The sequence below is a fragment of the Mesobacillus campisalis genome (genome assembly GCF_000986785.1).
Classification (GTDB): Bacteria; Bacillota; Bacilli; order Bacillales; family Cytobacillaceae; genus Mesobacillus_B; species Mesobacillus_B campisalis.
Map to the genome: position 1 here is coordinate 107,725 of NZ_LAYY01000007.1, position 21,721 is coordinate 129,445.

The following is a 21,721-nucleotide window of genomic DNA, read 5'->3' on the forward strand; positions in this document are numbered from 1 at the left end:
TGCATACTTGGAAATGGCCAGGGCATGCTCTAGAGCTTTTGACTCAGTGACGCAGGCCCAGATTTCTTCTTCGGACTGTGAGAATTCGTTTCTCTTTTCCCCCAATAGTTGGCAAGGAGAGAGCCTGAAACATTATGCCAAACGCTGAAAATGGCTCCAGGGACTGCAGCAAGTGGTGAAAAATGGGCTGTGGCTAGAGCGGCAGCAAGCCCAGAGTTTTGCATGCCAACTTCAATAGAGACTGCCTTCTGGTCAGCAAAGTCCATCTTAAGCATTTTGGCCGCAAGGAAGCCAAGAAGATAACCTAATGCATTGTGGAGAATGACCACAGCCAGAATCAATAGGCCGCTTTCAAGGATTTTTTCCTTGTTGCCGCTGACAACCGCAGCGACAATAGCTACAATCCCAATCACCGAAATCAAAGGCAATGCCTTGATGCTTTTTTCTACTTGGCGCTTGAAAGCTGTCTTAACGACAAGTCCTAGAACAATCGGTACGAGGACCATTTTGACAACAGACATGAACATGTCCCCGGCCGAAACAGGCAGCCATTGGCTCGCAAGCAGCAGGGTGATGGCCGGTGTCAATATCGGTGCAAGAAGTGTGGAGACCGAGGTGATTGACACAGAGAGCGCCGTATTGCCTTTGGCAAGGAAGGTCATAACATTTGAAGAGGTTCCACCCGGGCAGGCTCCAACCAGTATGACACCAACTGCAACTTCAGGAGGCAGGCGTAGGGCAGTAGCTAAAGCGAATGCCAATAGCGGCATAAAAAGATATTGGGCGGCGACTCCGATTAAAACAGATTTCGGATGGCTGAATACTTCTTTGAAATCCTTGGCAGACAGTGTCATCCCCATTCCAAACATAATGATTCCAAGCAATAGCGGGATGTGCGGCCCAATCCAAGTAAACCCTCCCGGAATTAATAAAGCCAGTGCAGCAAACAGGATAACCCAATAAGCGAAAGTATTACCCGCAAAACTGCTTATTCTTTCCAATGCATTCATATGTATCCCCCTTAAAAAATATAAATTTGATTATACTACTAAAATATTAATATTCAATATATTCTAATTAAAAAAATAAAATAGTGTCAGCTTTTTAAGAGAAGGCTTGTTTTTATGAGACAAAACAATTGTTATACAACAAAAAGCCCTTCCGTAAGAGAAGGGCTTTTTGCTTGATGAATAGAATGATATTTTTTCAGAAAGGAAACTGCTTATTCTTCATGTCGGCCAATGCACCGTTCGCACTCGTAAAGGAAGGATTCCTGCTTTTCTTCAATTCTGCATCCACATTCACGGCATTCCTTCATTTTTGGTTTCATCATTTTTTATTCCTCCTATCGATTTGTTGTTAAATTTAGTGTACTATAACAGAAAATAAAAATCAACAACTGTTATATAAAAACTTTAAAAATTTCAAAATATTTTCATCACTAAAAATCAATGCTAAAGATTCTGTCTTTCTTTGAAACATGAATTATAAGATGAAAATAAGGAAGACCCCGCCAAAATGCCGGGGACTCCATCATTCATCAGTGGATATCCTTCTTTTTGAATTTACCGCCGCGGACCTCTGCGATATCCGCAATGGCCAGAAAGGCGTTTGGATCCCAATATTGGACAATCCTCTTCAGCTTTGATTCCTCTATTCGGTTGATCACACAAAAAATTACTCTTTTATCAGCGCCGCTATACGCTCCTTCTCCATGGAAAAAGGTTACACCCCGTCCGAGCCGTGCATTGATGCTGTCAGCTATCTCCTGTGAAAATTCACTGATAATCCAGACAGATTTCGATTGTTCGAAACCTTCTACCACGGCGTCAATGGCTTTGGAGGCGATATAATAAGCCAGCAGGGAATACATGGCACGTTCCCAGCCGAACACAAACCCGGAAGCTGTAAGGATGAACAAATTAAAAAACATGATGATATTTCCCACTGAGACGGGTAACTTTTTATTGATTAAAATGGCGAGGATTTCCGTACCATCGAGTGCACCGCCGCTCCGGATAACAGTTCCGACACCGAGACCGATAAGCATGCCGCCAAATACGGTCGCAAGCAGCACATCGTCCGTGAAGGCTGGAACAGGATGAAGCATAATCGCAAAAAGAGATAAGGCCGAAATCCCATAAATGGTGGATAATGCAAAAGTTTTGCCAATCTGTTTGTACCCAAGATATACAAATGGAAGGTTGAGGAGAAACAGGAAAATTCCAAGCTTCCACCCAACAATATGGGACAGCATAATGGAGATTGCGGTGATCCCGCCGTCCACAACCTTATTTTTGACCAGGAAAATTTCCAGTCCAACAGCCATGAGCACAGCCCCAAAGGTAATCAGGACAATGCGTCCAGCAACTTTTAAAGCATTCCATTTTTGCTGATAGACCTGTTGTTCTTCTGATTTTGACATAAAATTCCTCCACTCTGTTAATATGGTCCAATTTACCTTTTTTAATAACTGAAATAAGCAACAAAATGCAGAGTTTAAAAATACTTTGACAACGACTTAGCATGGGTGTAAATTCATATAGTAGTATATTCAAATAATCAGATATACAAATTTAAAGTGGAGGCTGGGTTAAGTGACTTGGAAAAAAAGGTTGTTTGGCAGATTTGAAAACTATTCTTTTCATGGCTTTCACCGGGATTTAATGTCCGGACTTGTTGTTGGGGTAATCGCCATACCGCTTGGAATGGCCTTTGCAATCGCCTCGGGTGTCAAGCCGGAACATGGTATCTATACCACTATTATTGCGGGTATCCTGATATCGGTGTTTGGTGGTTCAAAGTTTCAAATAGGGGGCCCAACGGGTGCTTTCATACCTATATTATTTGGAGTTGTCCTCACTTATGGGTTTGAAAATCTGCTGATTGCTGGCTTCCTGGCGGGGAACATGCTTGTGCTGATGGGATTATTCAGGCTTGGGTCCCTGATCCGGTTCATTCCGCGTCCGGTTACAGTGGGCTTTACTTCTGGAATTGCTGTCATTATTTTCACCGGTCAAATCGCAAACTTTTTTGGATTGGAAAATGTGGAAAGACACGAATTATTTCTTGACAACATAAAAGAGGTCTTCATGCACATTGGAAGCATAAATCCGTTTAGTGTCCTGACTGGGGCGATTTGCCTTTCCACCGTTTTGTTGACACCAAGGTTCTTTAAGAAAATACCAGGTCCTTTAATCGGATTGATTGTGTCAACACTGGCTGCCTCCATTCTTTATCCAGGCCAGGTGGCGACAATAGGATCAACATACGGGGATATTCCCGGTAACCTCCCGCCATTTTCTTTTCCGGACCTCACTTTGGTAAGGTGCTTCAAATGCTTCAACCTGCCTTTGTCATTGCCCTTCTATGTGCTGTTGAATCCCTGTTGTCTGCAGTCGTAGCTGATGGTATGACCAATAGCCGGCACAATAGCAACAAAGAGCTGGTTGGGCAGGGGATCGCCAATATCGTTGCACCGATGTTTGGCGGCATACCAGCAACAGGGGCGATTGCACGGACCGCAACGAACATCAAAAATGGGGCAGTTTCTCCCATGTCCGGCATCATCCACGGAATTGTCGTTTTGCTTGTACTGGCTCTTTTTGCACCATACGCAGGCAGCATCCCACTCTCCAGCATGGCTCCGATCTTAATGGTGGTGGCCTGGAATATGAGCGAGCGCCATGTGTTCGCCCATCTGATAAAAACGAGGACATCTGATTCGCTTATCCTGCTGGTAACATTTTTACTTACAGTATTGGTTAATCTTACTGTTGCAGTTGAGGTAGGGCTTGTGATGGCTGTCATTATCTTCACGAAGAGAATGAGTGATATAATGGTGACAACAAAAGTACTGCCGAACCCCCATGCAAGAAACAAAAAAGTGGAGAGCCAAACGGTGTCAAATGTGCATGATTGTCCGCAAATCAGCATTTACAATGTGGAAGGGCCGCTCTTTTTCGGCGCAGCCCAGACATTTGAACATTCCATCATGAGCACTATCCACTATCGTCCGAAGGTGCTGATACTGAGAATGGGAAAAGTTCCTTTTATGGATACCACCGGGGAAAACAACTTTGCAAGCATCGTCCGCCATTTTTCGCAGTATGGCATCATTCTTGTCACCGGCGTACAGTCTCAGCCAAAAGAGCTGCTAATGAAAACCGGCTTATATTCAACCATTGGCGAGGATCATTTCTTTGAACATACAGGTGAGGCGATCAGCTATGCCCTGACAGTGATAAACCCGGAAAAATGCCTTGGCTGCAAACATTATGCTTTCCGTGAATGTCATGGCTTGTCAGGGTCAAAACATAGTTTTCAGGAAAAAAGTCCTGTTTTATCAAGCTGACTCGGAAGGAGAGATTTTATGCATTTGGAAATGCAGAAATTTAAAGCGGATTTCTTTAAAGCTCTGGCTCATCCCCTCAGGATACGGATCCTGGAGCTTTTATCTGAAGGCGATAAAAATGTGAATGAAATTAAAGGGCTTGTCGGCAGTGAAGGATCTGCCGTATCCCAGCAGCTTACCATTTTGCGCAGCAAAAACATTGTTACAGGCACAAAAGATGGAAATCAGGTAATTTATTCCCTGCGCGATCCGATGATCGTTGAATTGCTTGCTGTTGCCCGGCAAATTTTTAACAACCATCTTGTGGATACTATATCCATGCTTGATAAATTCACTGAAAGCGAAATTGAAACAGAAAGTGAAAAATGAGTTTAACAGCGGTACTCTTTTGGGTATCGCTCTTTAATGCCACCTGCGGGAAAATGGCAGAAGGAAGTCATTCTCTTTTACATAGATTGCGGAGGTCTGGTAGGCTGTTTAAATAGGCGCCATCCCTGGAAAAACTTCCAGCGGAAGCCGAAGATAATAAATATTGCCAACAAGGGTTTGAAAATAAACTTTGGGCAAAATTTATATTTTTGCTACCATTCCGATTAAAATTTATGGTATATTATTTAAAAATTCTAGAAACTGTACTAGTTAGGGAAGGTGAAACTATGACAACAGGATTGCAAGTAAATGACAGCAGTCTTCCATTACGCCGGGATGTAAAAATGCTGGGCGGAATGCTGGGCGAAATTCTCGTGCACCATGGCGGTACGGAATTGCTTGATACAGTAGAGAAAATCAGGATTACCTGCAAACAACTGAGAAATGAAAACAATGAAAAGACCTACGAGGAGCTAAAAAAGGAGATTGCGAGCCTTGATGGCTCCATGAGAAAACAGGTGATCCGCGCGTTTTCGGTTTATTTCCACCTGATCAATGCCGCTGAACAAAATCATCGGATCAGAAGGCGCCGGGAGTACCAGCTGCAATCAAACATGAACAGCCAGCCAAATTCCATTGATTCGGCCATCCTTTCATTAAAAGATAATCACGTATCTGCCGACATCATCCAAAATGTCCTCCAAAAAATTTCTCTTGAGCTAGTCATCACAGCCCATCCTACAGAGGCGACTAAACGTTCCGTTCTTGAGCTTCAAAAACGGATTGCTGATATCCTGAAAAATCTGGATAACCCACTGTTATCCAAAAAGGAACGCCAAAAATGCCAAGAAAGCCTGTTTAATGAAATCATGGCTCTTTGGCAGACAGACGAACTTCGTGACAGGAAGCCAACCGTGATTGATGAAGTGCGAAATGGTTTATATTATTTTGACCAGACACTTTTTGATGTTCTTCCCGAGATCCATCAGGAAGTGGAGGATTGCCTTGAAGAGCACTATCCTGATATGGAATGGAAAGTTCCCAACTTCCTTCGTTTTGGTTCATGGATAGGCGGGGACCGAGACGGCAATCCACATGTGACACCAGACGTCACTTGGGAGACTTTAAACAAACAGCGCCGGCTGGTCCTGAAGAAATACAAGAAGGTCCTTGTTGAGCTCATGAAGCGGATGAGCCATTCCACAACTAGGGTCGATGTGAGCGAAGAACTCCTGGAAGCCTTGAAGGTTGAAGAAGACAAGTATCTTAGTGAAGAAAGAAAATGGCCGGTTGAAAAGGAAGTATACCGCAGGGAGTTTGCGGTCATTCTTGAACGCCTGCGCCAGGTGGGTGAATCGGAAATCGGCTACGCATCTGCCGAAGAGTTGCTTGAGGACTTATTGATGGTCAAGCGCAGCATCTACCTGCATCATCCAGCCAATCATGAGCTAAAGGTGCTGCAAAAGCTTATTCGTCAAGTGCAGCTGTTTGGTTTCCACCTGGCGACACTTGATATCCGCAATCATAGCGGGGAGCATGAATCAGCCATTACTGAAATCTTGCAAAAGGCAAGAATCACCGAAGATTACCGCTCCCTGAATGAAGAGGATAAGTTTGTGCTGCTTCAGAAACTGCTTGAAGATCCGCGCTCCTTGCTGCTGCTCCATGAGGATTATTCCAAGGAGACTCAGCAGATGCTCGATGTTTTTCACTTGATTAAAAAAGCGCATAAGGAGTTTGGCAAGAGTTCCATCTCTGTATACCTTATTTCCATGACCCAGGCTGCGAGCGACTTGCTCGAAGTACTTGTTCTGGCAAAGGAAGCTGGGATTTACCGTCTCCATGCGGATGGTTCGGTTGAAAGTGACCTGAATGTGGCACCCCTGCTTGAAACCATTGACGACCTTACGGCAGGTCCGAAAATTATGGAAAAGCTATTCCAAATGGATCTGTACCGCGAGCATTTGCGAAAGCAGGAAGACCAGCAGGAAATCATGCTTGGGTATTCGGATGGAAGTAAAGATGGCGGCACGCTTACAGCAAACTGGAAGCTGTATAATGCACAGGTTGAAATTCATGAAATGGCCAAAAAATACAATATCAGTCTCAAATTCTTCCACGGCCGGGGCGGTTCCCTGGGACGCGGCGGCGGCCCTCTTAACCGGAGCCTGTTGTCACAGCCGGTAGAGACACTTGGGGAAGGTGTAAAGATCACCGAGCAGGGAGAAGTACTTTCATCCAGATACCTGCTTGAGGACATTGCGTATCGCAGCCTGGAACAGGCCACGTCAACTCTCCTTCAGGCAGCTGCGCATGTGCTGAAGGGTTCAGAGCAGGCGCATCACCGCGATCAGCGCTGGGTTAAGGCCATTGAGGAAATGTCAGAGGTGTCCTTAAGGAAGTATCAGGATCTTGTGTTTGCAGACCCTGATTTTATTACTTATTTTAATGAGGCTACTCCGCTGCAGGAAATTGGCGAACTGAATATTGGCTCGAGGCCGATGAGCCGGAAGAACAGTGCCAAGTTTGAAAACCTGCGTGCGATTCCATGGGTGTTTGCATGGACGCAAAGCCGACAGCTGCTTCCGGGGTGGTATGCTGCAGGATCAGGTTTGGACAGCTTTGCGGCCAAAAGTGAGCAGAACCTGCAATTGCTTCAGGAAATGTACCGGGAGTGGCCTTTCTTCCGCTCGACCATTGACAATCTCCAGATGGCGCTTGTGAAAGCGGATCTTACCACTGCCAAGGAATACAGTGAGCTTGTTTCAGACCAGAAGGTTGGGCAGCGGATTTTCAATAATATTGTGGAAGAATACAACAGGACAAAAAATATTTTGCTGCAGATCTCGGATGATGAAGAGTTGCTTGACCATACTCCAAATATCAAGGACTCCGTGCATCGCCGCAACCCGTATGTGGACCCATTGAACTTTATCCAGGTGGAGCTCATTAAGGAGCTGCGTAAAACAGAGGAACCTGACGAAGAACTGGTTACACAGGTTCTGCTGACTATCAGCGGTGTGGCCGCCGGCCTCCGCAACACCGGCTGACCCCAACGGGTGCCATATTTATAAAATTAAAGACCCTCCACAGGATGGAGGGTCTTTAGTTATGCATTTATTGCTTTGCTTGTGGGCTTTGTTTTTGTTTTCGATGCATAACTGTGAGCGGCCATCCCAAAAATGACAATAAACATTCCAGCCCAGGATAGGGGAGAAGGGAGCGGAAGGGAAAGCCAGAGCATTTCACCAGCCAGTGCAAACAGCACTTCAACAGATTGGGTAGCTTCAACCGCTGCCAGCTTTTGCAAATTTCCCCTGACCATATCCGTTGCCATAAAAAACAGGACGGTGGCGACGACGCCCGATGAGAGTGCCACACTCAAAGCCTGAAGGCTCTGGGCTTTTGCAGGGGCACCAACAGTAAACAAGCCATAAAGAGATAAAAGCAGCCAAAATGGGAGGGAGGCAAGCGTCATTCCGAGAACCCGCTGGTAAGCATCAAGCCGTCCCTTACTGACTTCCATCATTTTTCGGTTTCCTAGCGGATACGCGAACGAGGCAATGAGAACTGGCAGAAATCCCAGCAGGAACACCTTGGCAGAAATATGGCTGGCATGCTCCAGCTGCATCAGGATGATTCCCAGCAGGATGACCGATGACATCAGCATTCCTTTCACAGGAAAACGCCCTCTTACTTTCACCGTGCCTGCCTTTGTATGTATGGTTTCCCAGAATAAAGGGGCCAGCAGCGAACCGGAAATAATAGTGATTTGCCATGTGCCTGCAATAAGCCAGCCTGGGGAGTAGGCGGCCGCATAGCACAGCGGGGCATAAAACAGGCAGAATCCTACAAAACTCCATAACAGCCAGCTTTTTGGCTGTTCCTTCATCACTTTTATGAGAGAGGATAGATTTTTCCTGGCAAGTACAATGGCCAGTAAAAAAGGAACCATGAAAAAATAGCGAAGTGACGCGCTCCATATCCAGCTTCCGCCTGTTAAGTCCATAGCCCTGTTCACCACAAAGGTAACAGCGAAAAAAAGAGCTGAAAAAATCCCCAGCGTGATTGGCCGCATGTTTTATCCCCCCTCCAGATAAAATTACTATAGCGGAATTAAATGGAATATTCAACATTTTATGACATCTTTGCCATATAAAAAACCATCCTCAGAAAGGATGGTTTTTCGATTTTTGATTATGGTTGTCTGTTTCTGTTTTTCCTGCTTCGTCTGCAAGCTGATCAAACGATTTCACTTTTCCATGAGGTTGCTGATCTTCTTTCCGCTGTCTCCATTGCCTCTCGCGCTGTCGCTGGGATTGAGTCATTCCGCATGTCTCCTTCTTGAAAAAATTAATCGCTAGTAGCATAACCACTGAGGCCTGTTTCCATCCATGTTGTGAAAGGGCTATTGCATTGTTTTCGATGTACCCGAATGGAAAACATCTACCTTAGGTTCGGGAACACGTACCAGGATAATAAGGCCGACGATGAAGAGGACAATCAGGCTGAAGACACCATGGCTGGAGCTACCAGTAAGCTGCGCAGTAGCCCCAACAAGCAATGGTCCCATGATGGAAGCGAACTTGCCGAAAATATTATAGAAGCCGAAGAATTCATTCGCGTTTTCCTTTGGCACCAGCTTGGCGAAATAGGAGCGGCTGAGTGCCTGGATTCCTCCCTGTGAGGTGGCGACCAGCATGGCAAGAATCCAGAAATCCATTGTTGTCTCAAGAAAGTAGGCGTATATGCAAACGACTATATAAACCATAATTCCGACATAGAGCATTTTTTTGCCAGAGAACTTATCGGCCAGCCGGCCATATAAAATAGCGAAGGGCGCAGCGACTACCTGGGTAGCAAAAAGAATGATCAAAAGGTTTGTGGAGGAAATGCCAAGATCTGACCCATAGGCAGTAGACATGGTGATAATCGTGCCCACGCCGTCAATATAAAAGAAGTATGCAAGCAGGAATAGAAACAGTGCACGATATTTACGGATTTCCCTGAACGTCCTGGCAAGCCGCCTGAAACTGTTTACGACCGGGTGGGGTTCCCGCTCGAGATAATGGCGCTGGTGCACGTTCCGGATCAACGGGAGGCTGAATACACCCCACCAGAGTGCGGTAATCAAAAATGCCATCTGGCTTGCCGCAGTCACCGAAATGGGGATTAGTCCATTTTGGGCCAGAACAATTAGGGCAATGCTAATGAGGAAAGGAATAGTACTTCCTATATACCCAAGGCTGTATCCTCGTGCAGAGATGGAATCCATCCGTTCATCAGAGGTCACATCCACAAGAAAGGCATCATAGAACACATTCGACCCAGCCGACCCAAGCACTGTAAAGGTGTATAAAATTAGCAGCAGCAGCCATTGCCCATTTGGGATAAATGCCAAGCCGGCTGTCGCCACTACTCCGAGCAGGACAAAAAAACGGAAAAACCTTTTCTTGTTTCCCTTATAATCGGCAATGGTGCCCAAAATTGGACCAATCATCGCTAGGATAAAAGTAGCAATGGAAATGGTATAGCCTAGGTAAGCAGTCGAATTGGCGGCACTAATACCGGCATCCGTCGCGGAAGCCTTGTAAAACAATGGAAAAACCGCCGTTGTAATAATAATGGAATACGCAGAATTTCCCCAATCGTAAAACATCCAGCTGTTCTCTTCTTTCGTAAAGCGCTTCATATCATCGGCCTCCTGCTGGTATGCGTCCCCGACTTTTTTCTCCCTGTTTACCAATTATATTCGTGTTGAAAGAATCTTTTCCCTTTCTTAATCTGAATCAATAAATAAAAAAATTAGTCCCATCCGTCAAGGGATGGGACTTACATGGAGTCAGCAGCTTTTAATTGCCTGTATGCCTGCATGAATTTATGTGGATGTATCCTAGTGTGAAAAGAATATAGGCCTCGGTTGGTATGCAAATAAAGGAAACCGCTGTTTCCCGAGAAGGGTTTGTAGGACATGTCGAGAATTTCGTCGAGATGGAAGTGGTCGCTGGCAGTCGTAATTTTGTTGCCTGAAAGGACAAGCTCTTCCTCTAATTCCCTGCAGTGCTGGATATTATTTTTAATTTTTCTGCTAATTTTGATATAAGGATGGGAAATAAGCATACCACGCTTCCTTTCGTTCGTTGATACCCTAAACTGTCTGTCAAATCTACCGGAAATCTCTAAAAGAGGCAACTATTTTGCCTCTGCTTTCATTATTTCCCACCTATAATCTGATAAAACAAATTGAAAAATAAAGAGGATTAATGAAAAAGGAGGTTGCTTATGCCAACAATAAGGAAAGTAGGGCTCTTCGCTGCAGCCAGTGCCATAACACTTGCACTTACTGCCTGCAATGCCGATGATAATGCAAGGGGGGCACGAAATGACAACGCCAATGGAGCAGGTACCTATAACATAAATAATTATCGTCCTGGACGCGACAATAACCTGGATGTGCGAAATAACGGCAATCGGGATGGGATTGACCATAACGGTCCGCTTACGGAGGATTACAGGAAAGAACCAGGTGATTTTGGGTTTTTGGGAACGAGACGAAGTCAAAATAATGCCGGGGCAAATGGAACAGGGAACGGTATTGCCAGAAATGGCCAGCTGACGCGCGACTATGAGGAAGGCAGGGATTTGCGCACGCAAAAAACCGATGAGCAGGAAATGAATATTTCCAGCTTTAGGACCAGCAAGTCCAGCAACGAATATCCTCATACCCGGCCGATTTTAGTGAGGGAAGCTAGGTATCAATATGTGCCAGTGGAAAACGACGGACGAAACTGGCAGGAGTTTTATGGACAAAACGATCAGCAGGCAATGCCTAACCTTGAGCAGGGCGGACAGCAGGCAGCACCTGACTATGGAACTGGACAAGGCCGTCAAGCAGCACCTAATCAAGAACAACAAGCCGCACCATATCAAGGCGGCCAGGCAGAACCGGAACCAGCACCTCAACAGCCTGCACAGGAACAACAGCAAGACCAGCAGATTACACAAGGAATCAGCCAGACTGCACAGCAGGTCATTGATTTAACAAATGATCAGCGGCGTCAAAATGGGCTTCAGCCATTACAAGCGGATCCGCAATTAAGCGGTGTGGCTTTGAAAAAGTCTCAGGACATGCAGCAAAACGGATATTTTTCTCACACTAGTCCAACATACGGCTCTCCATTCGACATGATGCGTGATTTTGGCGTGTCTTACAAGACAGCTGGAGAAAACATTGCACAGGGACAGCGCAGCCCGCAGGAAGTAGTCAATGCGTGGATGAACAGCCCGGGGCACCGCCAGAATATCCTGAATCCCAATTATACCCATATAGGGGTTGGACATGCAGAAGCGGGGAATCATTGGACCCAAATGTTCATTGGAAAGTAATACAAGCGGCATTACTGGCTAAAAGAGAGATTTACGCAGCCTCAAGGCGACTTCCACGTATAAAAAAAGCCACACATCATTTGTGTGGCTTTTGAGTTGTTAAAGTTTAACGGATAACCATTTCAGCAATGGATGACGATTATTATCAATGACCTTTACATCGTTCATTGATACTCGGTCCCGGTGGTCTGCAATCCATTGTTTTACCTCAGCTTTGTCTTTGCAATGAGTATAGTAGGTTTCCCCGCCTTTTCCCAGTGCGTTGATGACATATCTGCAAGAAGACTTCCTCATAATACCCACCTTTTTATCATGTAATTCATTTTGTCTTTCATCATTATAACAAGGTTCACAAAGAATGCTAGAGGTTTTTTTGTCGAATTATATTTAATTAATGTTAAGAATTCTTGGTTCTACGGTTTATGGAGGATGGCAAGTGATCTTTTGCAAGTGGAATATATCGAAATCTGCAGAAAACAGGAACGCCTTGACAGCCGCCAATTTCTGGCAGGCTGTCAAGGCGTTGGGAGAAGTCCTATCAGTTTGCGTAGGGTCTTTCGAACTCTCCTGTGCTGCTTTTTTTCTTTTGAAGCAGACCAGTCAATGCTTTCTTATGCTTTCTCGGAGCCAGAATATAAAGGAAGTCGCCGCCTTTGATCATAGAATTTCCTGTTGGCGGAATCAGTTTGTCTTCGCGGATAATGGCGTTTACCAGCGTTCCAGATGGAAAAGGAATATCAAGGAGAGTCATACCGACTATTTCGGCATCGTCCTCCATACGGTATTCGAGCATCTCGGCGTCCGCTTTTCCTAATGAAATCAGTTCAAGCGAGTGAGTAGGTTCGGATACCTTTGGTCCTGTCAGCCCAAATTTCTCAGCCAACGGAGTGATGGTTGATCCCTGGACAAGACAGCTTATCATGACGACGAAGAAAACGACATGGAACATTTCAGCGCTGCCCTGGACACCCGCAAGCAGCGGAAAGGTGGCGAGCACAATGGGTACAGCTCCTTTTAGGCCTGCCCATGAGAGGAAGTAAAGCTCTTTTCTCGTAAAATTCATCTTTATTGTAGATAGGAAAACAGCCACTGGCCTTGCGACAAACATCAAAATCATGGAGAGCATGATGCCGTTAACCACATTGGCAATTGTAAATAATTCACTTGGGAACACCAGCAATCCAAGGATTACAAACATGGTTATCTGCATCATCCAGGCGAATCCTTCGGAGAATCGGAAAATGGAATGGCGATAAGCAATATCAGCATTGCCGATCACAATAGCGGCAATATAAACGGCAAGCAGGCCGCTGCCATTCATCATTGCAGTCACACCGTAGGTCAAAAGGGCAAAAGCGGTCGCAAACACAGGATAAAGCCCACTTGAATCTAGATTGATTTGATTCAAAGACCAGACAGCCAATCGGCCAAAGATTAATCCTAGAAGCACACCAAGAATCATTTGTACAAAAAAGGAACCGATTAGCGAATAAATGTTAGCATCTGGTAATGTAATCATTTCTATCATTGCAACCGTCAAAAAAACCGCCATCGGGTCATTTGAACCAGACTCTGCTTCTAGGGTCGCCTCAAGTCTAGGTTTGATGTTTTGCCCTTTAAGCACCGCAAAGACAGCTGCCGCATCGGTAGATCCGATGATGGCTCCAAACAGGATGGCTTCCAGCCAGCCAAATCCAAGAATATATTTAGCGGCGACTGCAACAACTCCCGAGGTAATCAGGACACCAATGGTAGCAAGAGAAAGTGAAGGGAGGATAACTGGCCGAAGAGTGGACCATTTCGTCTGAATGCCGCCTTCAAACAAGATGATCACAAGGGCAAGAACCCCTATCATTTGAGCTATTTGTGCATTGTCAAAGTAGATGAATGTTCCCATTCCCATACCGACAAGGATAAAGAGAACAAGAGATGGCACACCAAGACGAGAGGAAAACTTCGTGGTTAAAACTCCTACAATAAAAAGAATTCCGGCAAGCAGAACCAATCCATCGGTATTAAAACCTGAATCAATCAATAAATCACCCCACAGTCGTATAATGTTACTAAAATAAAGTATAACATTTAATTATGTAACCTATAAACAAAAAAGTTTTGAAATTATGTATTTTATTTTTCCACTTTTAACCTTAAACATATCGAAATAATCATAGATGGAAAATCATATCGAGTCTTTCATTAGAACCCATACCACCTCCCCCCTCGAAAAGTTTTTGCGGAATTCAATTTTTAATATAGAAATTTGTAGATTTTTGAAAGCTTGAGTGTATAATTGGTTTGAGCAGAAAATTTCATACATTAAGATCAGGTGTTTTTAAAAAAGCTTGCTTTTTTAGGACTTAAAAGGGAAGTTGGTGTAATTCCAACGCGGTCCCGCCACTGTAAATGGGAGCTTTTGTGCATTGTCCACTGTACATGTCCGTATGGGAAGGAGCACAAAAGCAATGACCATGAGCCAGGAGACCTGCCTGATTCTTACACCAGCAACCCTACGAGGATAGGAGGTGTTTGGCAGGATCATACATATTGTGATTGAACCCGTACAAACATCTCCATGTCGTTGGTGGAGATGTTTTTTTTGTTGGAAAATGCAGACGCTATACGCATCTGCGAAGAGAGAGAGAATATGGAGGTATGGAAAATGAACAGGTTTTACTCACTATTATTGGCAGTTTTCATTACAGCAACCGTATTGGCTGGCTGCGCCGGCACTCAGGAAAACGATTCCGCCACACCTGCAAATAAGGAAGGGCAAACGGAAGGACAGCAGGAATCCGAATTTCCACTAACGATAACCGACGCGCTCGATAACGAAGTTGTGATCGAGGAAAAACCAGAAAGAATAGTGTCAATGATACCAAGCAATACTGAAATTGCTTTTGAGCTAGGCTTAGGTGAAAAAATTGTCGGAGTATCCGACTTTGATAATTACCCGGCAGAGGCAGCAGAAAAGGAAAAGATTGGCGGAATGGAATTCAATGTTGAAAAAATCATTTCCCTGAATCCGGATCTTGTACTTGCGCATGGATCCTCGGCAGAGGCTGGTGAAGCTGGACTGCAGCAGCTTAGGGATGCTGGCCTCACCGTTTTAGTTGTGAATAATGCAAACAATCTTGAGGAAGTGTATGAGACCATCAGGATGATTGGCACAGCCGCCGGTGAAAAAGAAAACGCAGAATCTGTCGTTGCTGGCATGCAAGAAAAAATCCAGGATATAAAAGAGAAGGCACAGCAAATTCCGGAAGAGGAAACAAGAAGTGTCTTTGTTGAAGTCTCACCTGCCCCGGAAATCTATACATCAGGCAAAAACACATTTATGGACATCCTGCTACAGACTATCAATGCCAAAAACGTCGTTTCAGAAGAAGGCTGGATTCAAATGGATCCGGAAGCAGTAATTGAGAGGAACCCGGATGTAATCATTACCACCCACGGATACTATACGGAGGATCCCGTTGAAAATGTCAAGGGAAGGGATGGCTGGCAGGATATTGCTGCTGTTAAAAATAATCAAGTAGTGGATGTAGATTCCGATGCTGTCACCCGAACAGGCCCAAGGCTTGCTGAAGGAGTAGAGGAACTTGCTAAGGCTGTTTACCCGGAAACGTTTAAATAACAAGATTTTCGCTTATCTATTTGCCGCTGCCTTTCTGGCAGCGGCCATGTTGATGGGAATTTCAATTGGCACAGTATCTGTACCTGCTGGCGATATTATCAAGATCATTTGGGCGGAGATTTTCCGCCTGACACCCGACCTGGATCCGATGCATACCAACATAGTTCTCAATATCCGATTGCCAAGAGTCATTTTGGCTGGATTGGTTGGAGCTTCCCTTGCGATTGCGGGGGCCGCCTTCCAGGGGCTGCTGCGAAACCCGCTGGCAGATCCATATACGCTCGGAGTATCCTCTGGAGCCTCGGTGGGTGCTGTTCTTACCTTGTTTTTTGGCATCAGCCTTCCATTCGCCGGGCTGTTTACATTGCCGTTATTCAGTATATTATTCTCGTTCATCACCATTTTCATTGTTTTATGGTTTGCACGCAAAATAGACCGGTCCATGAAAGTCGAGACAATCATTTTAACGGGGATCATTTTTAGTTCATTTTTAGGCTCGCTGATTTCCTTGATGATTGCTCTCACCGGAGAGGAACTGCGCCAGATCATTGGCTGGCTCCTTGGCAGCGTATCGATGAGGGGATGGGACTATATCAAAATCATCCTGCCTTTTTTTGCGATTGGTTCTTTCCTTCTTCTGCTCAATAGCAGGGAACTGAATGCCATGTCTTTTGGTGAGGAGCGGGCACAGCACATCGGGGTAAATGTACATAAACGAAAAATGATTATTTTAATTGCTGGATCTATCCTGACGGGGGCAGCCGTCGCTGTTTCAGGAACAATAGGGTTTGTTGGTTTAGTCATCCCGCATTTGACGAGGTTGCTATGGGGGCCGGATCATGTGCACTTGCTGCCGCTTTCCATTTTTACTGGCGCAGGTTTCCTCATCCTTGCGGACCTGTTGGCGAGGACAATCATTTCTCCCACCGAACTCCCAATCGGTGTGATCACTGCCCTGGTTGGAGCGCCGGTTTTCGGCGTCATTTTAATGAATAGAAGAAGCGAAAGAAGAGGGTAAAGAATGCTGAAAATTGAACAGCTTACAGGAGGCTATTCCCAGACTGACATTATCAAGGATGTTTCGTTTTCAGTAAGCAGAGGAGAAATGTTTGGCATTTTAGGGCCTAATGGCAGTGGAAAGTCTACCCTGCTCAAAATGGTAAGCGGCATCCTTGCGCCTTATTCCGGGAGTATCTCTATCAAAGGAAAGCCTATAAAAAGCTACAGTGCAAAGGAGCTGGCGAGGATTATAGCGGTTTTGCCGCAGCATTCCAGCGAAGCCTTTTCCTATTCCGTTAAGGAGACGGTTTCATTGGGCCGTTACGCCCATCAGGAAGGCTGGTTCCACACCTGGTCAGGGAAAGATGAGGAGATTGTCTGGCAGGTGATGGAGCAGACCGGAGTTGCCATGTTTGCAGACAGCCTGCTCCACGAGCTGTCAGGAGGCGAAAGGCAAAGGGTGTCCCTTGCCCAGGCCCTTGCCCAGGAACCGGAAATCCTGCTTTTGGATGAGCCTACCAACCATTTGGACCTTTCTTACCAAAAGGATTTGCTGGACAATCTTAAAGGGTGGACCAGGAATACCGGCTTGACGGTCATTTCCATTTTTCATGATTTGAATCTTGCCGGCCTGTATTGCGACAGACTGCTTTTACTGGATAGGGGCAGGATCAAAAGTATGGACTCTCCTAACGAAGTGCTGCGGGAGGAACAAATTGCCCAAGTCTACCAGACAAGTATTCAAAAGCAGCCTCATCCAAAAGTTCCTGCCCCCCAGATGGTTCTTCTTCCGGAAACCGAAGGGAACCAGACAGAGGAAAAATTAATTGATGAATCCCTGCTGCAGGTCTCTGATGAGTATATTATGCTGCGGTCTCCACAGCATCTCAGGACAATGTCTTCAGGTGTAGTCGGTTCGGGAATCGGCTGGCATCGGAACTTTATCAACCGTCATGTTGGCAAGGATTACGATTGCAGCGATCATCGCAGTGAAATGGCAGATTATATCAAAAAACTTGGCTTTGAGCCCGGAGAAACAGTAGGGATGATGACTGCTGTTTTTTTGGAGGATGCAAGTTTTACATTCTTAAAAGAAGAAGGCTTTTCCATTCTGGTTGTCGTTACAGCGGGAGTTGGAAATGCGGTGGACGCTTCCAGGAGCAAGGTCCACTCCTCGGAACTCGTCCCTGGAACGATCAACATCTGGATGTTTGTGAATGGTGAATTGACTGAGGAAGCATTTATCCAAGGAATCATGACAGCAACCGAGGCAAAAGCAAAGGCACTGCATGAACTTATGGTGAGGGACCCTTTAACCGGAACAATTGCGACAGGAACATCAACGGACAGCATCCTGATTGCTGCGACCCAGCATGGAAGCAAAATGGACTATGGCGGGACGGTCACTCCTCTTGGCAAGCTTATCGGGAGGGGCGTTTACGACTGTACGCTGGAAGCTGTTGGCAAAAGCAGAAAAAGGGTGAAAAGATGATCCACCACATGATTGCCTTAATAATTGCCGTTATATTGGATAAGCTTATCGGTGACCCGCCGCACTGGCCCCACCCTGTCAGGTGGATGGGAACTTTCATCAGTCATCTTGAAAGAAGATGGAACAGGGGAAAGAGGAGGAAACTGCGGGGGACAGCAATGGTAGTTGCTGTCCTCCTGGCAGTTGGTGGTGCTTCTTTACTATTTGTAAGCGGAGCTTATTTCATTCATCCCGCAGCAGGAATCGCAGCCGAAGCAGTGTTGATTTCCACTGCCTTGGCACAAAAAAGCCTTAAACAGGCGGCCATGGCTGTCTATGAACCTCTTAAACAAGAAAATATCCAAGAGGCCCGGAGAAAACTATCCTTCATTGTTGGGAGGGATACAGAGCAATTGGCTGAGCCGGAGATTGTCAGGGGGGCAGTAGAGACGGTGGCAGAAAATACGAGTGATGGAGTCACTGCGCCAATGTTTTGGGCTCTGATCGGAGGGGCGCCCCTTGCCTTGATTTATCGGGCCATAAACACATGTGATTCTATGGTAGGCTACCGGAATGAAGCATACATGGAGTTTGGGTGGGCATCGGCCCGCCTTGATGATCTTGCCAACTGGGTGCCCAGCAGAATCACCTCTTTTGTAATGCTGATGGTTAATAGGCCAGAGCAATTCTCAAGAAAAGAGGGATGGAAAATCCTCTGGCGTGATGCCAAAAAGCACCCGAGCCCTAACAGCGGGTGGGGAGAGGCGGCAGTTGCAGCCATCCTCGGTGTTCAGCTTGGAGGCATTAATTACTATAAAGGAATCATTTCTGATCGGGCTCGCATGGGCGCGCCGGTCGTAATGCTCGAAAAGCAGCATATTGTTAAAACGAACATAATTATGGAACGTACAGTCCTGTTTTTTTTATTATTGCTTTGTATGGGAGGAATACTGTTTGAAATGGCCAGAGCATGGAGCTAATCCGCATTTGATGTACGAAGCGTTAAATAGGCAAATTCCTTCACAAATAATTGACTTCAGTGCGAACATTAACCCGTTGGGACCGCCTTCCTCATTAGCTGAAAATTGGCCGATGCTTTTAGAGCTTGTCTCTGAATATCCTGATTCAAGAGGAACAACTATAAAAAGGAAGATAGCAGATTTAGAAGGATTATCAGAAGAGCAGATTTTGATAGGCAATGGAGGGGCCGAAATAATCAGCCTTATTGGCCGGATGCTGTCAGGAAAGAAAGTTCTGATTATCCAGCCTGCCTTTTCAGAATATGAAGAAGCCTGCCGGGTGAATGGCTGCGAAGTAGAGTACCTTTCACTGAGCAGCGGGAGCTGGGAATGGGAGAAGGGGCTTGAGGAAAAGCTGGAATCGGCGGATGCTGTGTTCCTCTGCAATCCCAATAACCCAACCGGAATTTATTATCCTCCGGCGCTATTCCTGCCCTTATTAAATAAATGCAAAATAAATGATTGCCTGCTGATCATTGATGAGGCTTTTTATGACTTTGTTACTGAATATGAAAGAATTGTTCCATACATACAAAAATACAGCAACCTGCTGATTATCCGGTCGATGACCAAAATGTTTGCCATTCCCGGCCTCCGGCTGGGATATTTAATAGGAAGCAGCGAAATCATTGCAAACGTTTCAGCCTTTCAGCCTCATTGGAGCATCAATGCTCTTGCCTTAAAAACAGGGGAATGGCTTCTTGAGAGCGAAACATTCATTCAGGAAACAAAAAATCTGATACAGAAAGAAAAAACAAAGCTGTTTGCATTCTACCAGGAATATGGTTTCCTTTTTTCTCCATCAAGCACAAATTTTTATCTGCTGAAAGACCCCCAACTAGACGATCAGCTGCCATTTTTTCTGTATTTACTGGAAAGAGGCATCGTTCCGAGACATACCATGAATTTTCCGGGGCTAAGGGGACGCTGGCTCCGGTTTGCCATAAAAGGGAGCGCTGAGAATGAGCGGCTTATGAAGGAGGTTTCTGAATGGAAGAGCAGGGCATCATTTTTATAAGCGGCGGTGTCAGAAGCGGAAAGAGCTCCTTTGCCGAGGAACTTGCTGCTAAACTTGCTTGTGATTCGAATGCTCAGCTTCATTATATTGCTGCAGGCCAGGCAAGTGACCCAGAAATGATGGATCGAATTTCCCGGCATATAAAGGACCGTGAAAGAAGAGGGCTGAACTGGAACACCTGGGAGCAGCCAAGGGATTTGGCCAAGCTTGCCCCTTGCTTCTCAAAGAATGATGTTGTACTCCTTGATTGCCTGACGACATTGTTAAACAATGAGTTCTTTCAGGGAAAATGGCAGGAGACCAGTTTCCGTGAGGGTATGGTGTCATCCATAATCGAGGCTGTCCGGCAAATCTCTGATAGCTGCAATGCCTTGATTCTCGTCAGCAATGAGGTGTTCCATGAGCCCCATACGGAGAATGAGCTGGTTTTTTACTACGCATCGGCGCTCGGAAACCTTCATCAGAAAGTGGTTTCCTTGGCCCGTTATGCTTTTCTTGTGGAATCCGGCGTTCCGCTCATGATGAAGGGAGCGTTGAAATGATGAAAGGTATTATGATTCAGGGTACATCTTCGGATGTCGGCAAGAGCCTGATTACTACCGGCATCTGCAGAATCCTTGCTAATGAAGGACTTCGGGTTGCACCTTTCAAGTCTCAAAATATGACCAATCTTTCCTATGTGACTCCCGACGGAAAAGAAATCGGAATAGCCCAGGGCATCCAGGCAGAGGCAGCCAAAACACCTGCAACGGTGATGATGAATCCCATCCTGCTGAAGCCAAGGTCAGGCCAAAGGGCGGAAATCGTGCTGTTTGGCGAAGTAATTGAAACATTATCCGGGAGGAGCTATCGCAAATCATTTTACCACAAGGGTCTTGCTGCGATCCGGAAGGCATTGGATAATCTGGAACAGGCTTTTGACTTGGTGGTGATTGAAGGAGCGGGCAGCCCTGTCGAGATGAACCTGAAGGACAGGGAGTTAGTGAACATGAAGGTGGCTGAGATGGCAAATGTTCCGGTCGTCCTGGTAGCCGATATTGAAAGGGGCGGGGTTTTTGCAAGCATCGTAGGCACCCTTGAGCTTCTGGAATACGAGGAAAGGCAGAGAGTAAAGGGAATCATCATTAACATGTTCCGTGGAGACCTTACCCAGTTTTCTGGCGGAATTCAGTGGATCGAAGAAAGAACAGGGGTACCTGTCCTTGGAGTGGTACCATATCTTGAAAACCATATGATTGATATGGAAGATTCTTTGTCATTACAGCGCTCATCACGCAAAAATGCCGAGGAAATGCGGGCTACTGCGGGCATACTGACTGGAGATTTTTCCGATTTAAGAGATATTGAAATGCTATCGAAAAAGCTGCCAGACCGGGAGGCTAAACCTCTCAGTCAGTTAAAGGAACAGAAATACAATGAAGTGGCAGAGCACCTTCTTAGCCATATTGATTGGGCCAAACTAAAGCAAATC

General features: G+C 45.7%; 17 protein-coding genes, 2 pseudogenes and 1 riboswitch. Of the genes and pseudogenes, 11 read left to right on the forward strand and 8 right to left on the reverse strand.

Annotated elements, in window-relative coordinates; genetic code table 11:
- Positions 1–29 precede the first annotated feature (29 nt).
- The 3 genes from WQ57_RS08050 to WQ57_RS08055 all read right to left on the reverse strand — a co-directional run bounded on the left by WQ57_RS08050 (position 30) and on the right by WQ57_RS08055 (position 2,425).
- Positions 30–1,010, reverse strand: coding sequence for a bile acid:sodium symporter family protein (locus WQ57_RS08050; protein ID WP_046523236.1), 981 nt, complete (start codon positions 1,008–1,010; stop codon positions 30–32).
- 212 nt (positions 1,011–1,222) lie between these two features.
- A complete protein-coding gene (gene yhfH, locus WQ57_RS26585) occupies positions 1,223–1,333 on the reverse strand; it encodes a protein YhfH (RefSeq protein WP_156183088.1) in 111 nt (36 codons plus the stop codon).
- Between the two features lie 207 nt (positions 1,334–1,540).
- Positions 1,541–2,425 carry a YitT family protein gene (locus tag WQ57_RS08055; protein WP_046523237.1) on the reverse strand — a complete coding sequence of 295 codons (885 nt, stop codon included), beginning with the start codon at positions 2,423–2,425 and terminating at the stop codon, positions 1,541–1,543.
- A gap of 241 nt (positions 2,426–2,666) precedes the next feature.
- Here WQ57_RS08055 and WQ57_RS08060 point away from each other — a divergent pair.
- The 3 genes and pseudogenes from WQ57_RS08060 to ppc all read left to right on the forward strand — a co-directional run bounded on the left by WQ57_RS08060 (position 2,667) and on the right by ppc (position 7,773).
- A pseudogene (locus WQ57_RS08060) lies at positions 2,667–4,354 on the forward strand (SulP family inorganic anion transporter).
- 18 nt (positions 4,355–4,372) lie between these two features.
- Positions 4,373–4,723 carry an ArsR/SmtB family transcription factor gene (locus WQ57_RS08065; protein WP_046523238.1) on the forward strand — a complete coding sequence of 117 codons (351 nt, stop codon included), beginning with the start codon at positions 4,373–4,375 and terminating at the stop codon, positions 4,721–4,723.
- A gap of 287 nt (positions 4,724–5,010) precedes the next feature.
- Entirely contained in the window at positions 5,011–7,773 is a 2,763-nt protein-coding gene (ppc, locus tag WQ57_RS08070) for a phosphoenolpyruvate carboxylase (RefSeq protein ID WP_046523239.1), read from the forward strand.
- A gap of 59 nt (positions 7,774–7,832) precedes the next feature.
- On the opposite strand, the gene WQ57_RS08075 is transcribed toward ppc, so the two are convergent.
- The 3 genes from WQ57_RS08075 to WQ57_RS08080 all read right to left on the reverse strand — a co-directional run bounded on the left by WQ57_RS08075 (position 7,833) and on the right by WQ57_RS08080 (position 10,415).
- Positions 7,833–8,801: a DMT family transporter gene (locus tag WQ57_RS08075; protein ID WP_046523240.1), complete on the reverse strand. Its 969-nt coding sequence runs from the start codon at positions 8,799–8,801 to the stop codon at positions 7,833–7,835.
- 91 nt (positions 8,802–8,892) lie between these two features.
- Positions 8,893–9,051, reverse strand: a complete 159-nt coding sequence (locus WQ57_RS26965; protein ID WP_173427540.1) for a DUF6254 family protein — start codon at positions 9,049–9,051, stop codon at positions 8,893–8,895.
- Between the two features lie 80 nt (positions 9,052–9,131).
- Positions 9,132–10,415 carry an MFS transporter gene (locus tag WQ57_RS08080; RefSeq protein WP_046523241.1) on the reverse strand — a complete coding sequence of 428 codons (1,284 nt, stop codon included), beginning with the start codon at positions 10,413–10,415 and terminating at the stop codon, positions 9,132–9,134.
- 590 nt (positions 10,416–11,005) lie between these two features.
- Here WQ57_RS08080 and WQ57_RS27400 point away from each other — a divergent pair.
- On the forward strand, positions 11,006–12,109 hold the full coding sequence (locus WQ57_RS27400; RefSeq protein ID WP_338151894.1) for a CAP domain-containing protein: 1,104 nt from the start codon (positions 11,006–11,008) through the stop codon (positions 12,107–12,109).
- 99 nt (positions 12,110–12,208) lie between these two features.
- On the opposite strand, the gene WQ57_RS08095 is transcribed toward WQ57_RS27400, so the two are convergent.
- Together WQ57_RS08095 and WQ57_RS08100 are read right to left on the reverse strand one after the other, a co-directional pair.
- Positions 12,209–12,403 (reverse strand): hypothetical protein, encoded by a 195-nt coding sequence (locus tag WQ57_RS08095; RefSeq protein WP_046523243.1) that lies wholly within the window; start codon positions 12,401–12,403, stop codon positions 12,209–12,211.
- Positions 12,404–12,647: 244 nt separating this feature from the next.
- Positions 12,648–14,144, reverse strand: a complete 1,497-nt coding sequence (locus WQ57_RS08100) for a potassium/proton antiporter (RefSeq protein WP_046523244.1) — start codon at positions 14,142–14,144, stop codon at positions 12,648–12,650.
- A 272-nt stretch (positions 14,145–14,416) separates the two neighbouring features.
- A riboswitch (cobalamin riboswitch) is annotated at positions 14,417–14,613 on the forward strand.
- A gap of 155 nt (positions 14,614–14,768) precedes the next feature.
- On the opposite strand from WQ57_RS08100, the gene WQ57_RS08105 reads away from it, so the two are divergent.
- The 7 genes and pseudogenes from WQ57_RS08105 to WQ57_RS08135 form a co-directional block, all read left to right on the forward strand.
- Entirely contained in the window at positions 14,769–15,743 is a 975-nt protein-coding gene (locus tag WQ57_RS08105; RefSeq protein WP_046523245.1) for an ABC transporter substrate-binding protein, read from the forward strand.
- 46 nt (positions 15,744–15,789) lie between these two features.
- Positions 15,790–16,761 carry a FecCD family ABC transporter permease gene (locus WQ57_RS08110; RefSeq protein ID WP_420912390.1) on the forward strand — a complete coding sequence of 324 codons (972 nt, stop codon included), beginning with the start codon at positions 15,790–15,792 and terminating at the stop codon, positions 16,759–16,761.
- Positions 16,762–16,764: 3 nt separating this feature from the next.
- Positions 16,765–18,234, forward strand: a complete 1,470-nt coding sequence (locus WQ57_RS08115) for an adenosylcobinamide amidohydrolase (RefSeq protein ID WP_046523247.1) — start codon at positions 16,765–16,767, stop codon at positions 18,232–18,234.
- Positions 18,235–18,242: 8 nt separating this feature from the next.
- A complete protein-coding gene (cbiB, locus tag WQ57_RS08120; protein WP_241481502.1) occupies positions 18,243–19,193 on the forward strand; it encodes an adenosylcobinamide-phosphate synthase CbiB in 951 nt (316 codons plus the stop codon).
- Positions 19,168–20,250, forward strand: coding sequence for a threonine-phosphate decarboxylase CobD (gene cobD / locus WQ57_RS08125; protein ID WP_046523249.1), 1,083 nt, complete (start codon positions 19,168–19,170; stop codon positions 20,248–20,250). The genes cbiB and cobD overlap by 26 nt, the downstream gene beginning before the upstream one ends.
- Complete coding sequence (locus tag WQ57_RS08130; protein ID WP_046523250.1) at positions 20,223–20,792, forward strand: bifunctional adenosylcobinamide kinase/adenosylcobinamide-phosphate guanylyltransferase; 570 nt, start codon at positions 20,223–20,225, stop codon at positions 20,790–20,792. The genes cobD and WQ57_RS08130 overlap by 28 nt, the downstream gene beginning before the upstream one ends.
- A pseudogene (locus WQ57_RS08135) lies at positions 20,792–21,586 on the forward strand (cobyric acid synthase); the annotation flags it as partial. The gene WQ57_RS08130 and the pseudogene WQ57_RS08135, both read left to right, overlap by 1 nt.
- Positions 21,587–21,721 lie beyond the last annotated feature (135 nt).

Excerpts from the sequence above, each read along its gene's own strand:
- WQ57_RS08050 (WP_046523236.1), bottom strand. The coding sequence starts at position 1,010 with ATGAATGCATTGGAAAGAATAAGCAGTTTTGCGGGTAATACTTTCGCT.
- yhfH (WP_156183088.1), bottom strand. The coding sequence starts at position 1,333 with ATGATGAAACCAAAAATGAAGGAATGCCGTGAATGTGGATGCAGAATT.
- WQ57_RS08055 (WP_046523237.1), bottom strand. The coding sequence starts at position 2,425 with ATGTCAAAATCAGAAGAACAACAGGTCTATCAGCAAAAATGGAATGCT.
- WQ57_RS08065 (WP_046523238.1), top strand. The coding sequence starts at position 4,373 with ATGCATTTGGAAATGCAGAAATTTAAAGCGGATTTCTTTAAAGCTCTG.
- ppc (WP_046523239.1), top strand. The coding sequence starts at position 5,011 with ATGACAACAGGATTGCAAGTAAATGACAGCAGTCTTCCATTACGCCGG.
- WQ57_RS08075 (WP_046523240.1), bottom strand. The coding sequence starts at position 8,801 with ATGCGGCCAATCACGCTGGGGATTTTTTCAGCTCTTTTTTTCGCTGTT.
- WQ57_RS26965 (WP_173427540.1), bottom strand. The coding sequence starts at position 9,051 with ATGACTCAATCCCAGCGACAGCGCGAGAGGCAATGGAGACAGCGGAAA.
- WQ57_RS08080 (WP_046523241.1), bottom strand. The coding sequence starts at position 10,415 with ATGAAGCGCTTTACGAAAGAAGAGAACAGCTGGATGTTTTACGATTGG.
- WQ57_RS27400 (WP_338151894.1), top strand. The coding sequence starts at position 11,006 with ATGCCAACAATAAGGAAAGTAGGGCTCTTCGCTGCAGCCAGTGCCATA.
- WQ57_RS08095 (WP_046523243.1), bottom strand. The coding sequence starts at position 12,403 with ATGAGGAAGTCTTCTTGCAGATATGTCATCAACGCACTGGGAAAAGGC.
- WQ57_RS08105 (WP_046523245.1), top strand. The coding sequence starts at position 14,769 with ATGAACAGGTTTTACTCACTATTATTGGCAGTTTTCATTACAGCAACC.
- WQ57_RS08110 (WP_420912390.1), top strand. The coding sequence starts at position 15,790 with ATGTTGATGGGAATTTCAATTGGCACAGTATCTGTACCTGCTGGCGAT.
- WQ57_RS08115 (WP_046523247.1), top strand. The coding sequence starts at position 16,765 with ATGCTGAAAATTGAACAGCTTACAGGAGGCTATTCCCAGACTGACATT.
- cbiB (WP_241481502.1), top strand. The coding sequence starts at position 18,243 with ATGATTGCCTTAATAATTGCCGTTATATTGGATAAGCTTATCGGTGAC.
- WQ57_RS08130 (WP_046523250.1), top strand. The coding sequence starts at position 20,223 with ATGGAAGAGCAGGGCATCATTTTTATAAGCGGCGGTGTCAGAAGCGGA.